The sequence below is a fragment of the Brevundimonas sp. KH_060 genome, assembly GCF_057838275.1.
The window spans coordinates 3,162,088-3,174,636 of record NZ_CM174463.1 but is presented as its reverse complement, the minus strand read 5'-3'; the positions used below and the strand labels follow the sequence as shown (position 1 = coordinate 3,174,636).

The window sequence follows — 12,549 nt, the reverse complement described above, 5'->3', positions numbered from 1 at the left end:
AACGGCGGCTCCTTTGCGGGAGCCGCCGTTTTCACGTCGATCGTCAGGCCTGGATCAGAAGGCCCAGCGGGCGCCGACCGAGGCCACCAGGGCCGAGCCTTCGGCCTCGCCGCGCAGGTGCGAGGTCATGGCGCCCTGGTACAGGGTGCGGTCGTCGCGGATCGTCGAGTCGCTGAAGGCGATGTAGGTCAGACCGGCGTCGAAGGTGACGCCCTCGGTCACTTCGGTCGAGCCGCCGACCGAGAACAGCCAGCGGTCGGCGTCCGGGATGCGGGCGGTGCGCAGGCTGTCACGGGTCGGGGTCGGGTCATAGCCGACGCCGGCGCGCAGCGTGGTCTTGTCGCTGAGGGCGTAGTCCAGGCCGATGGCGCCGGTGGTGACGTCCTTGTAGTTCTGGTGGATGACGTCGCCGCCGCCCGTGTATTCGACGGTGATGGCGTCGAACTCGGACCAGCCGATGCGGTTGACCTGGGCGTTCAGGGTCAGCTTGTCGTTGACGGCGTAGCGGACCGAGGCCGAGGCGAACCACGGGGTGTTGAAGCTGGCCGTGCCACCGGTCGAGACGTTGGCGCCCGCCAGCGGGCCCAGCAGACCGGCCACGGTCACGTCGCCGTCTAGTTCATGCTCGATCTTGGAGCGGTAGCTGAGGCCGAAGTCCCACGGCCCCTTGTGCACCTGGGCGCCGACGTTCCAGCCGAAGTCCCAGCCGTCGCCTTCCAGGCTGTTGGAGCCGTCGGGCAGGGTCGGCGACAGGTTCGGCATGGCCGAGGTCAGCTTGGCCTTGACGTACTGGGCGTTCAGACCGGCGCCGACGTCCAGCCAGTCATTGACCTGATAGGCCACGGTCAGGCTGGCGTCGCCCGAACGCAGTTCCGACGTCAGGGCGTCGTAGCGGGCGAATGAGCCTTGCTCGTACTTGGTGGTGAAGTTGTAGGGGGCGGCCACCGAGACGCCGACGGCGAAGCGGTCGCCGATCGGGGTGGCGAAGGCGAAGTTCGGCACCAGGCCGCTTTCGATCGGATCGACCTCGGTGTTGCGCGGGTTGACCACCGGCACGTCCACGCCGCCCGGATAGGTCAGGTAGGAGCCGGCGTTTTTCACTTCGGAATCGATGCGGATGGCGTGCATGCCGACGGAGACTTCACGGCCGCTGCGGGCGATGGAGGCGGGGTTCCACCACATCGAGCCGACGCCGCGGTCGGCGGCTTCGCCCGAGAAGGCGCGTCCGGCGCCGCGCACGGACTGTTCCTGCAGATAGAAGGAGCCGGCGAAGGCCGGGGCGGCGACGCCCGTCATCAGGGCGGTGGTCAGAGCCAGGCCGCCGAGGCGGGCCATGTTCCTGGGGGTCATTTACGCTTCACCTATGTAATGGGCCGGCCATTTTTGTAGAGGCGGCCAGCCTTGGTTCGGGGAGAGCCGTCACGCTAACAGCCACAGCGTCCGTGTCATGAAAGCGTTGCGTCCAAGGCCGGTGTCGGACCGCTTCTCGGCGAAAGCGTGGCGCAAAAATCGCACAATTTCACACCTTGGTGAGGTTACGTAGCGGCAATTTCGATGCTTGAAGAACGCAGATTTGCAGCAAGATCGTGTTCCGCAGCGTCAACTTCGGTCCGGTCTCGGCCTCGGATCACCAGCTGGGTTCCGACCTCGCCGACGGTCTGTCCGGCGCCGAAACCGAAGGGGTAGGAGCCGAAGGACAGGTGCGGTCGCGCCTCGGCGGCGGCGCGCAGGATGTCGGCCACGGCGCCCTCGCCGACGCCGGTGACGCGCAACGACCGGCTGTGCACCGGAACGCCCGTCTTCAGGCGAGGCGCCACGTCATCCAGCATTGCCTCCATGATCTTGGGCACGCCCGCCATGACGAAGACGTTCTCGACCTGAAAGCCCGGCGCGTCGCTGACCGGATTGGCGATCAGGACGCCGCCTTCGGGCACGCGGGCCATGCGACGCCGTGCAGCGTTGAACTCGCCCGGCGCATAGCGGCGCTCCAGGATGGCGAGCGCCTCGGGGTGTTCGCTGACCGGAACACCGAAGGCGGCGCCGACCGCATCGGCGGTGATGTCGTCATGGGTCGGGCCGATGCCGCCGGTGGTGAAGACGTAGTCGTGCGCCGCGCGCAGGGCGTTCAGCGCCGCGACGATCTGGTCCTGACGATCGCCGACGATCCGCGCCTCCATCAGGTCGACGCCCAGCGGCGCCAGAAAGCGCGCCAGGGTGTTCAGATTGGTGTCGCGCGTGCGGCCTGACAGGATCTCGTCGCCGATGATCAGAACGGCGGCGGTGGGGGAGGGAGCGAGCTGTGACATGGGCCGTAGATAGGAAGGGCGCGGCCCTGCGTCAGCCGCGAGCCCTGACGGGCTTGAGGTTTTGTGCTAGTTTGACCATCTGAAGTCCTGAAAGTCGTTTCTTCGCCCGTTCCGCGTCCTTGCGGAGCGCGCCTCCCCGAAAGCCGAGCATGTACGAGACCCCCGACCTGGAAACCGACGTCTTCGTCCGCAGCCACGAAATCCGCATCTATGACGCGGAAGGGTTCGAGGGCATGCGCAAGGCGGGCCGTCTGGTCGCCGAGGCGCTGGACATGATCGGCGAGCACGTGAAGCCGGGTGTGACAACGGGCGAGCTGGACGATCTGGTGCGCGAGTTCACCCTGGACAACGGCGGCACCCCCGCCTGCCTGGGCTACAAGGGCTATACCAAGACGGTCTGCACCTCGATCAACCACGTCGTCTGCCACGGCATTCCCGGCGACAAGGTCCTGAAGGAAGGCGACATCGTCAACATCGACCATACGGTCATCGTCGACGGCTGGCACGGTGACAGCAGCCGGATGTATCCGGTCGGCGAGATCAACGCCCGCGCCAAGAAGTTGATCGACGTCACCTATGAGTCGCTGGACCTGGGTCTGGCCCAGATCAAGCCGGGGAACACCTTCGGCGACATCGGCTTCGCCATCCAGAAGTTCGTCGAGGCCCAGCGCATGAGCGTGGTGCGCGACTTCTGCGGCCACGGCATCGGCCGGGTCTTCCACGACAGCCCCAACGTCCTGCACTACGGCCGTCGCGGCGAGGGCGCCGTGCTGAAGCCGGGCATGTTCTTCACGGTCGAGCCGATGGTGAACCTGGGCAAGCCTGCGGTGAAGGTGCTGTCGGACGGCTGGACCGCCGTGACGCGCGACAAGTCGCTGTCGTCGCAGTGCGAACACTCGATCGGCGTGACCGAGGACGGGCTGGAAATCTTCACCGCCTCGCCCAAGGGTCTGTTCCGCCCGAAATTCTGAGCTAGTCTCTCCCTTGGGGGAGGCTGATGCTGGATCAACCGCCGGAACAACCGAAGGCCAAGCCGCACCACGCCGGGCATCGCGAGCGGCTGCGCGAACGCGCGCGTACGGCGGGCCTCCATCATATGCCGGACTATGAGCTGCTCGAGCTGTTCCTGTTCCGCAGCCAGCCGCAGGGCGACGTCAAGCCGGTGGCCAAGGCCCTGCTGACGCGGTTCGGGTCGCTGGCGGCGGTGCTGGCCGCTTCGGTCGAGGATCTGATGACGGTCAAGGCCGAGGATTCACGGGGCCGGGCCGGGACGGCGCTGGACCTGGCCGCCCTGCACGAAGTCTCGCGCCGCGTGGCCAAGGAAGAGGCGAACAAGCGCACCGTCATTTCGTCGTGGACGGCGCTGCTGGCCTATGTGCGCCTGTCGTTGCAGCACGAGCCGCGCGAGCAGTTCCGCGTCCTCTATCTCGACAAGAAGAACCAGCTGATCCTCGACGAGATCCAGAACCGGGGCACGGTCGACCACGCCCCCGTCTATCCGCGCGAAGTGGTGCGCCGGGCGCTGGAGCTGTCGGCTAGCGCCATGATCATCGTGCACAACCACCCCTCGGGCGATCCGACGCCCAGCCGGGCCGACATCGACATGACCAAACAGGTGATCGAGGCCGCCCGCGCCTTGTCGGTTCAGGTTCACGACCACCTCATCGTCGGCCGCGAAGGCGTGGCCAGCTTCAAGCAATTGGGATTGATGTGACTGTTCTTTCGACCGCACGCCTGACCCTGACGCCCGTCGCCGTGGGCGACATGGACGACCTGACCGCCCTGTGGGCCGACGCCGAGTTCACCCGCCACATCATGGGGCGCGGCCTGTCGGCGGAGGAGGTCTGGTTCCGCCTGCTGCGCGACATCGGCCACTGGCAGGCCAAGGGCTACGGCAACTGGTCGATCCGCGAGGCGACAAGCGGCGCCTATGTCGGCAGCGTCGGGGTGCTGGACTATCGCCGCGAGATCGAGCCGCCCTTCGACGCGCCGGAGCTGGGCTGGGGCGTGGCGCCCGCCTTTCAGGGCGCGGGCCTGGCGCGCGAGGCGCTGGAGGCGGCCCTGGCCTGGACGGACGCCTATCGGCTGGAGCCGCGCACGGTCTGCATGATCTCGCCCGAGAATGCGCCCTCGGTGCGTCTGGCCGAGCGGGTGGGCTATCGCCCCTACGCCCGCGCCGACTACAAGGGGTCGGTCGTCGACCTGTATGAGCGTCCCCGCGCCGGATGAGCGGCTGACAGGAGGGGCGCGGGGCGATAAGCTTTACAATTCAGGCCCTGAGACGGCCTTCTGCGTTCTAGGAGTTCCATGATGCCCATGTCCGTCGACGACCTTCGCGCCCATCTGGTCGAGGCCTTCCCCGACGCGGACATCGCCATCGAGGACCTGGCCGGCGACGGAGACCACTATCGCGCCCGCATCGTGTCCGAGGTGTTTCGCGGGATGAACCGCGTGCGTCAGCATCAGACCGTCTACGCTGCGCTGAAGGGCAAGATGGGCGGCGAACTGCACGCCCTGGCGCTGGAGACCTCGGCGCCGGTCGAGGCCGGCTGATCCCGTGCGCTACCGCCCCTTCGGCGCCACGGGGGCCGCGGTCTCCAGCCTGACGCTCAGCCTTGGGGCCGAGGCGGCGGCGCGTGGACCGAACCATGTCCGCGACCTGGTGTTCGCGGGGCTGGAGGCGGGGGTGAACGCCTATCACCTGGAGCGGCCGGACCCGACGCTGCTGCGGGCCGTCGGCGAGGCCCTGGGGCATGTCGAACGTCGGCTGGTCTGGGCCAGCGTCAGCTTGGGGGGCGACCGGGATTTTTCAGCGACGGGCCTGGGTCGTTCGATCGAGCAGGGGCTGCACGCTTCGGGCCTGGGCTGGTTCGACATGGCGGTGCTGGAGCGCCCGGCCGAGAATGAGCTGCCGCAGACGTCCCTCACCGCTTTGAAGGCGATGCGGAAGGCGGAGTATGTTCGGATGCTGGGGGTGTCGGGCGATGAGCCCGTGACGGATCTCTACGTCTCGACCGGCGCGTTCGACGTTCTGTTCACGCCGTTCCACGTCAATGTGCCCTGGCAGGTGCGCTCGCGCATGAGGGCGGCGCACGATCGAGAGATGAGCCTGTTCGCCGACGACTACTTCCCCGACAGCCTGGCGACCGAGCGCCGCGCGGCGGACGCGGGCGGAGCGAAGAAGCGGGGCCTGTTCGGAGGCTGGGGCGCCGGGCGCGGCGACGCCGATCTGGAGCGGCCGGGCAGCTTCGCCTTCCTGCACCGGACGCCGGGCTGGACCGGCGAGGCCATCTGTCTGGCCTACGCCCTGGCGGACCCGGCGGTGGCCAGCGTGTTGATCCGGCCCAGGGACCGGGCGCATCTGGAGGAACTGGCGAGCGTGCCTGAGCGCGACCTGCCCGCCGGCCTCTCGGCCCAGATCGAGATGGCGCGGGTGGACGCCTCGGCCTGACTAGGCGCCGATGGCGGAGAAGGGGCCGTTGAGGAAGCTTGGCTTGCCATAGGCCAGGGGACGGCCGTCCTCGGCCAGGACGCGGCCGCCCGCCGCCTCCAGCACCGCCTGGCCGGCGGCGGTGTCCCATTCGTTGGTGGGGCCGGTGCGCGGATAGGCGTCGAAGCGGCCCTCGGCGATCAGGCAGAATTTCAATGAGGAATCCATGCCCTGCCATTGGGTGCAGCCGTTGCGGGCGGCCAGACGCAGGGCGTCCTCGTCGCTGATGCTGTGGCTGACCAGGGCGACGGCGTCGGCCGGGCGTTCGCGCACCCGGATCGGGCGCCACGGCTCGCCGAAGGCGCGGCGCAGCGCGCCCTGGCCCGGCGCGGCCGAGCGCCAGCTGATCCCCAGGGCCGGGGCCGTCACCGCCCCCGCCACGGGCGCGTCGCCGCGGATCAGGGCGATGTTGACTGAATAGCTCTCGCGCCCCTGAACAAAGCCCCTGGTGCCGTCCAGCGGGTCGATCAGCCAGAACCATGCGCCGACGGACGGCGGGGCGCCGTCGGCGGCGACGGCCTCTTCGGCGACGGCCTCGACCTGGGGCCAGTGTTCGGCCAGGCGGCGCAGGATCAGGGTCTCGGCGGCGCGGTCGGCCTCGGTCACGGGGCTGGCGTCGGCCTTGGTCTCCACGGCCGTCTCGGCTCTCCAATAGGGCAGGATCAGGCGCGCGGCCTCCTCGGCGATGTCGGCGATGACCTCGGCCAGGCGGCCGGAGGCGAGGTCGGTTTCGAGGTCGGCGTAGGCGGAGACGGTCATGAAGCGCTCGATAGACCATGCGGCCGGTTTAACGAACCAGCAAATCAGGCCACCTTGGCCTTAACCTTTTCCAAATCCTGCGCGCCCCGCTTTGGCATCATGACTGTTTCCGACGACACCCTCGACCTATCCGCCGCCGACCTGCCGGTGGACGGCGCCGAACTGGCCGCCTTCATCGCCGCCAAGCTGTGCCACGATTTCATCAGCCCGGCGGGCGCGGTGATGTCGGGTCTGGACCTGCTGGACGACCCCAGCGCCCAGGACATGCGCGACGACGCCCTGGGCCTGATCCGTCAGAGCGCGGCCAAGATGGTGGCCCTGGTGCATTTCGCCCGCGTGGCCTTCGGCGCGGCGACCAGCAGCGAACAATTCTCCGGCGCGGAACTGCACGGGCTGGTCGCGGGCCTGACCGACGGCGGGCGCGCCACGCTGGATTGGCGCGTGGGCGATCAGATGTTCTCCAAGCTTCAGGCACGCGCCCTGATCAACCTGGCCTATCTGACGGTTTCGGCCCTGCCGATGGGCGGGGCGGCGGTGGTGACGGTCCGGCGCGAAGGCGGCCAGCTGTTCCTGGTCGGTTCGGCCGAGGGCGCCCGCGCCCGGCTCAAGGCCGAGGCCGTGGTCGGCTTGAAGGGCGAGCGGCTGACCGAGGGCCTGGCGGGGCAGTGGATTCAACCCTACTGGCTGTGGCTGACGGCGCGCGAGGCGGGCGGGCGGCTGGATCTGGCGACCGAGGAGGGGCGCGTGGCCTTGATGGCGCGCCTGCCGGACGGTAATGAGCAAACCGCGTTCGTCGATCCAACGCTCCGTTAACCCGCCTGAACGACTATGGCGAGAGCGTGATCTCGATCTCGCGCGAAACGGGAAACGACCCAGTGGACCCCAAAACCTGTCTGATCGTCGATGACAGCCGCATCATCCGCAAGGTGGCGCGTCGCATCCTGGAGGATATGTCCTTCGACGTGGCCGAGGCGGCAGACGGCGCCGAGGCGCTGGACTATTGCCAGGCCGCCATGCCTCAGGTGGTGCTGCTGGACTGGCAGATGCCGGTGATGGACGGTCTGGCCTTCCTGCGTCGTCTGCGCGACCTGCCGGGGGGGCGTGCGCCCAAGGTCCTGTTCTGCTCGGTCGAGACGCGGGCCGACCGAATCGCCGAGGCCCTGTCCGCAGGAGCCGACGAATATGTTATGAAGCCCTTCGACGGCGAGATCCTGCAAGCCAAGCTCGCCGAAGTGGGAGTGGTGCAGTCGCCGTCATGACGCCGGAGGATTTTGATCGTCTTCAGACCTTGCTGGCGTCCCGCGCCGGCTTCCGGCTGACCCGAGACCGGATGCAACTGGCGGAGCATCGGCTGGGGCCTGTGGCGCGGCGCGAGGGCTATCACAACGTCGAGGCCATGTTGGCCAGCCTGTGGAGCCGTCCGGTCGCCTCCCTGGGCTGGAGCGTGATCGAGGCGCTGCTGAACGGCGAGACCTGGTTCCGGCGCGACCGCACGGCCTTCGAGGTGATGGAGCGCGAACTGCTGCCCGCCCTGACGGCGGCGCGGCCGGGCGGCCGGGTGCGCATCTGGTGCGCGGGCGCCTCGACCGGGCAGGAGGCCTATTCCCTGGCCATCGCCGCCCTGGAGGCCGGGGCTCAGGTCGAGATCGAGGCCACGGATTTGTCGCGCCAGGCGATCGAGAAGGCGCTGTCGGGCCTCTACACCTCGTTCGAGATTCAGCGCGGCCTTTCGGCGCGCGCCATGCTGCGCTGGTTCGAACAGGTCGACGACCAGTGGCGGGCGCGCCCCGAATTGCGCGCCGCCATCGCCTTCACCCGCGCCAATCTGCTGGACGAGCCGACGGATGAGGGCCGGTTCGATGTCGTCTTCTGCCGCAATGTCCTGACCGATATGGCGCCCGAACGGCGCGCGCGGGTTCTGGACGGGCTGGAGCGGCGGATGGTCGACGACGGCTGCCTGTTCCTGGGCCATGACGAACGGCCGGACGGCGACAGCGTGTCCTTCCGCCCCGTGGCCGGGCGCAAGGGCCTCTATGTGAAGAGCGCGGCCGCCGCACGCCGCGCCGCCTGAACCGTCAGGCCGCCGACAGCAGGCCCTGGGCGGCGACGGCCTTGACGCCGGGGCCGGGAACCTCTGCGAAGGCCAGGTCCGTCACGCCGAAATACTCATGCTGGTTCAGGGCGCACCAGTCGGTGGTGACGATGCGGACCGTCTCGCGCTGTTCAATCCCCTCGACCGCGCCATAGACGAAGTCGCCGGTGCGGCGCGCGAAGGGCATGACCCGGTCCTGATTGGCCAGGGCGGTCAGCTCGGCCAGGCGCGCGGCGGGAACCTCGGCGGCCATCAGCTTGCCGTCGAAGCGCACCACGGCGTCGAAGGCGTAGCGGCTGACCGGACCGGCGCTCAGGCCCGTGCCCAGGGTGGTGTGGCCGATGAAGCCCGCCTGGGCCCCGGCGAAGCGGGCGAAGGCGGCGGCCACGGCGCGGCCGGTGTCGCCCAGCGACAGGGCGGTCGAACTGGTCCCGAGGATCACGCGCTCCTGATCGGTCAGGTGCCGGTCCAGGGTCGTGCGGATCAGGGCGGCCAGGGTTGGGTCGGCCGCACCGTCCAGGGCGACGGTGCGCGACTGCGCCCGGACGCTTCCGTCGCTGAGATAGTCGGCCGCCGTGTAGGCGTTGCTCCACGATCCGGTGTGGGCGTAGAGGCCGCGCCCCAGCGTCTCCTGGAACAGCAGGTGGTTGTGGCCGCCGATCATCAGGGCGCCGTCGGGCAGGGCGGACAGCATCCCCCGGTCGCCCGCCACCCCGGCGTGGCTCATCACCAGGGTCAGGTCGGCGCCGCGCAGCAGGGCGGACAGGTGCGTGGTCGCCCATTCGGTCGGATCGGGGATCGACAGCCAGTCGCGACTGGCCTTGGGATAGGTATGCAGTCCGTTCGTGCCGAAGCCGACGACGCGCAGGCGTCGCTCGCCGAAGGCCAGCTCGGTCGCCGCCGGCGCGTAGGGGCGGCCGGTGCGCGTATCGACGATGTTGCTGAGCACGGTGATCCCCAGCCTGCGCATCCGCGCCACCACCTCATGCAGGTCCGGCGTCAGGTCGTTGTCGTGGTTGCCCAGGTTGACCACGGTCGGGGCGATGGCGGGCAGGGCGGCCAGGAAGGTCCAGTCGACGGCGCCGTCGGAGCGCACCGAGACGACATTGCCGTGCTCGAAGATGTCGCCGTCGATCGCGATCAGATGGGGAACCGGCTGGCTGCGGACCTCGGCGCGCAAGGCGGCCAACAATTGGGCGCTGCGTTCATAGGCGGAATGCAGGTCGGACATGGCCAGGACGCGGCCGATGACGGCGCTCTCGCGAGTCTGACCGAGGACGGGCAGGGCGCCGCCGATCAGCGGCAAGGCGGCTGCGGCGCCCAGGAAGCCGCGACGGGAGGGGGAGGCGAAGGTCATCTGAAAGTCTCCGGTGCGCGGACCCTGCGGGAGACGACGCAGCCGATCTGAATGGCACGGTTGGTTGCACTGCACAACTTGAGGCGTGCCTCATATGTGAAACGAACGGCGGTTTGTTCCGACCTGTGGCCATGTCGCGAAAGGTTCATGCATCAAACTGCATCGGTGCTGGAACCGGCGACGCTTCGGGCCTAGGGCCTGCGGCGAATTCACCCACCCAAGATCATCAAGAAGGGGATATCTCGATGACGCGTCTCTCGGTTCTCGCCGCCTCCGCCAGCAGCCTGGCTCTGCTGCTCTCCACGCCGGCTCTGGCGCAATCCGCCGACGTCCAGGCCGAACAGGCCGCCGCCGTCGGCGACATCGTCGTCACCGCCCAGCGCCGCAGCGAAAACATCCGCGACGTGCCGTTCGCGGTCACGGCGATGAACACCGAGACGCTGAACGCGGTGAACGCCGGCGGCGGCGACATCCTGCAGCTGTCGGGCCGCGTGCCCAGCCTGCAGGTCGAAAGCTCCAACGGCCGCTACGCTCCGCGCTTCTACATCCGCGGCCTGGGCAATGTGGACTTCGACTTCAACGCCTCGCAGCCGGTCTCGGTCGTGTTGGACGACGTGGTGCTGGAGAACGTCTATCTGAAGGGCTTCCCCCTGTTCGACGTGAAGCAGCTGGAAGTGCTGCGTGGTCCGCAGGGCACCCTGTTCGGCCGCAACACCCCGGCGGGCGTGGTCAAGATCGACACGGTGAAGCCGGGCGACGAATTCACCGGCTTCGGCTCGCTGACCTACGGCAACTACGGCTCGATGCGCGCCGAGACGGGCGTGACCCTGCCGGCGTCGGATACGCTGTCGGTGCGCGTCGCCGCTCTGTGGAACCACCGCGATGACTGGGTCAACAACGCCTATGACGCGCCCTTCGCCAAGAAGGACGGCAAGGATCTGGGCTCCTTCGATGATGTGGCGGGCCGCATCCATGTCGCCTGGACCCCGACCGACCGCCTGTCGACCCTGCTGACCCTGCAGGCGCGCGACTATGAAGGCACGGGCACGATGAACCGCGCCAACGTCCTGACCAAGGGCTCGAACAAGCTGAACGACAACTTCGACCGCGAGACGGTCTGGTATGACGGCGGCCGCAACAACTATCAGAAGCAGAAGACCCTCTCGCAGTCGCTGCAGGTCGCCTATGACTTCGGCCCGGCGACGCTGACCGGCGTCATCGGCTCCTACCAGGGCGAAAGCCAGGGCAACGGCGACATCGACGGCGGCGTCTCGGCCGGGGCTCCGGCCGGGGCCGGTTACAAGACCCCGTTCGCGGTCGAGACCGGCACCCTGTCCAGCGACCTGGTTCAGAACACCTATGAGCTGCGCCTGGCCTCGAACGGCGACGGCCGCTTCGGCTGGCAGGTCGGCGCCTTCTACTGGGACGAGCGCTTCAACCTGGTCTCGGGCACGTTCAACGGCGTCGGCGGCATCGCGCCGACGGTGGTTCCCGACGTCATCCAGAAGTCGGACTCCTGGTCGATCTTCGGTCAGGGCCGCTATCAGGTCACGGACGCGCTGAAGCTGACGGCCGGCGTTCGCTACACCGACGACAGCCGCGACTTCTGGGGCCGCCGTATCATCCCCGCGGGCAGCCCGTCCACGGCCAAGCCGCTGGACAACGTCACCAAGTCGGTCGGCGACGAACAGGTCAGCTGGGACGTCAGCGCCCTGTACGAGGTCAACGACGGCCTGAACCTGTTCGCCCGCGTGGCCAACGGCTATCGCGGCCCGTCGATCCAGGGCCGCATCGCCTCGGCGGACATCGTGACCACGGCGGATTCGGAAACCGTCATGTCCTATGAGGCCGGCTTCAAGGCGCGCCTGTGGGAGGGCCGCGCCCGCCTGAACGCCACGGCCTACTTCTACGAAGTCTCCGATCCGCAGTTCACCGCCATCGGCGGCGCCGGCAATTTCAACCAACTGCTGAACGCCGACAAGGGCGAGGGCTATGGCCTGGAAGTGGACGGCGACGTCTACCTGGGCGCAGGCTTCAGCCTGGCCGGCGGCCTGGCCTGGAACCATACCGAGATCAAGGACAAGGACCTTCAGGTCGGCGTCTGCTCGGCGCTCGCCAACTGCACCGTCACGGACCGGATGGTGACGGTTGGAACGGCGCACCTGGCCTATATCGACGGCAACCCCTTCCCCCAGGCACCGGAATGGACCGCCAATCTGACGCTGTCCTACGTCCATCCGATCGGCGACGATCAGGAGCTGTTCGCCGCGACCGACTGGGTGATGCAGAAGGATTTCAACCTGTTCCTCTATGAATCGGTCGAGTTCATGCAGGACACGGCGTTCGAAGGCGGCCTGCGTGCGGGCTGGCGCGACCTGAACCAGGGTCTCGAGGCGGCCGTTTACGTCCGCAACATCACGGACGAGGCCAACGTCATCGGCGCCATCGACTTCAACAACCTGACGGCCTTCGTCAACGAGCCGCGCATGTACGGCGTGGAGCTGTCGAAGCGTTTCTAAGCCTTCACGGCTGATCGCATCGGAGG

The 12,549-nt window shown here is 68.3% G+C and carries 13 protein-coding genes; 9 read left to right on the top strand and 4 right to left on the bottom strand.

From position 1 onward, the window contains the following. Positions 1–54 precede the first annotated feature (54 nt). Together AC3IPP_RS15675 and AC3IPP_RS15670 are read right to left on the bottom strand one after the other, a co-directional pair. Complete coding sequence (locus tag AC3IPP_RS15675; RefSeq protein ID WP_489149624.1) at positions 55–1,350, bottom strand: OmpP1/FadL family transporter; 1,296 nt, start codon at positions 1,348–1,350, stop codon at positions 55–57. 185 nt (positions 1,351–1,535) lie between these two features. After that, positions 1,536–2,306, bottom strand: coding sequence for a competence/damage-inducible protein A (locus tag AC3IPP_RS15670; protein ID WP_489149623.1), 771 nt, complete (start codon positions 2,304–2,306; stop codon positions 1,536–1,538). Between the two features lie 149 nt (positions 2,307–2,455). Here AC3IPP_RS15670 and map point away from each other — a divergent pair, with 149 nt between their 5' ends. From map to AC3IPP_RS15645, 5 genes are all read left to right on the top strand, one after another. Continuing rightward, entirely contained in the window at positions 2,456–3,277 is an 822-nt protein-coding gene (gene map / locus AC3IPP_RS15665) for a type I methionyl aminopeptidase (RefSeq protein ID WP_489149622.1), read from the top strand. A gap of 26 nt (positions 3,278–3,303) precedes the next feature. Then, positions 3,304–4,020 (top strand): RadC family protein, encoded by a 717-nt coding sequence (gene radC / locus AC3IPP_RS15660; protein ID WP_489149621.1) that lies wholly within the window; start codon positions 3,304–3,306, stop codon positions 4,018–4,020. After that, positions 4,017–4,535 carry a GNAT family N-acetyltransferase gene (locus tag AC3IPP_RS15655; RefSeq protein ID WP_087141570.1) on the top strand — a complete coding sequence of 173 codons (519 nt, stop codon included), beginning with the start codon at positions 4,017–4,019 and terminating at the stop codon, positions 4,533–4,535. The genes radC and AC3IPP_RS15655 overlap by 4 nt, the downstream gene beginning before the upstream one ends. An 81-nt stretch (positions 4,536–4,616) precedes the next feature. Then, on the top strand, positions 4,617–4,859 hold the full coding sequence (locus tag AC3IPP_RS15650) for a BolA/IbaG family iron-sulfur metabolism protein (RefSeq protein ID WP_003166683.1): 243 nt from the start codon (positions 4,617–4,619) through the stop codon (positions 4,857–4,859). A 4-nt stretch (positions 4,860–4,863) separates the two neighbouring features. Beyond that, the gene (locus AC3IPP_RS15645; RefSeq protein ID WP_489149620.1) at positions 4,864–5,757 is read left to right on the top strand and encodes an aldo-keto reductase family protein; all 894 of its coding nucleotides are present in this window, start codon (positions 4,864–4,866) and stop codon (positions 5,755–5,757) included. On the opposite strand, the gene cysQ is transcribed toward AC3IPP_RS15645, so the two are convergent. Continuing rightward, on the bottom strand, positions 5,758–6,555 hold the full coding sequence (gene cysQ / locus AC3IPP_RS15640; RefSeq protein ID WP_489149619.1) for a 3'(2'),5'-bisphosphate nucleotidase CysQ: 798 nt from the start codon (positions 6,553–6,555) through the stop codon (positions 5,758–5,760). It lies immediately after the preceding gene. A 99-nt stretch (positions 6,556–6,654) separates the two neighbouring features. Here cysQ and chpT point away from each other — a divergent pair, with 99 nt between their 5' ends. From chpT to AC3IPP_RS15625, 3 genes are all read left to right on the top strand, one after another. Then, a complete protein-coding gene (chpT, locus tag AC3IPP_RS15635) occupies positions 6,655–7,368 on the top strand; it encodes a histidine phosphotransferase ChpT (protein ID WP_489149618.1) in 714 nt (237 codons plus the stop codon). A 62-nt stretch (positions 7,369–7,430) separates the two neighbouring features. Further along, positions 7,431–7,814, top strand: coding sequence for a response regulator (locus AC3IPP_RS15630; RefSeq protein ID WP_087141574.1), 384 nt, complete (start codon positions 7,431–7,433; stop codon positions 7,812–7,814). Continuing rightward, entirely contained in the window at positions 7,811–8,626 is an 816-nt protein-coding gene (locus tag AC3IPP_RS15625; RefSeq protein WP_087141575.1) for a CheR family methyltransferase, read from the top strand. The genes AC3IPP_RS15630 and AC3IPP_RS15625 overlap by 4 nt, the downstream gene beginning before the upstream one ends. A 4-nt stretch (positions 8,627–8,630) precedes the next feature. Here AC3IPP_RS15625 and AC3IPP_RS15620 read toward each other — a convergent pair whose 3' ends face one another. Next, on the bottom strand, positions 8,631–10,004 hold the full coding sequence (locus AC3IPP_RS15620) for a metallophosphoesterase (RefSeq protein ID WP_489149617.1): 1,374 nt from the start codon (positions 10,002–10,004) through the stop codon (positions 8,631–8,633). Positions 10,005–10,249: 245 nt separating this feature from the next. Here AC3IPP_RS15620 and AC3IPP_RS15615 point away from each other — a divergent pair, with 245 nt between their 5' ends. Next, positions 10,250–12,523, top strand: coding sequence for a TonB-dependent receptor (locus tag AC3IPP_RS15615; RefSeq protein WP_489149616.1), 2,274 nt, complete (start codon positions 10,250–10,252; stop codon positions 12,521–12,523). The last annotated feature ends 26 nt before the right edge of the window (positions 12,524–12,549 follow it).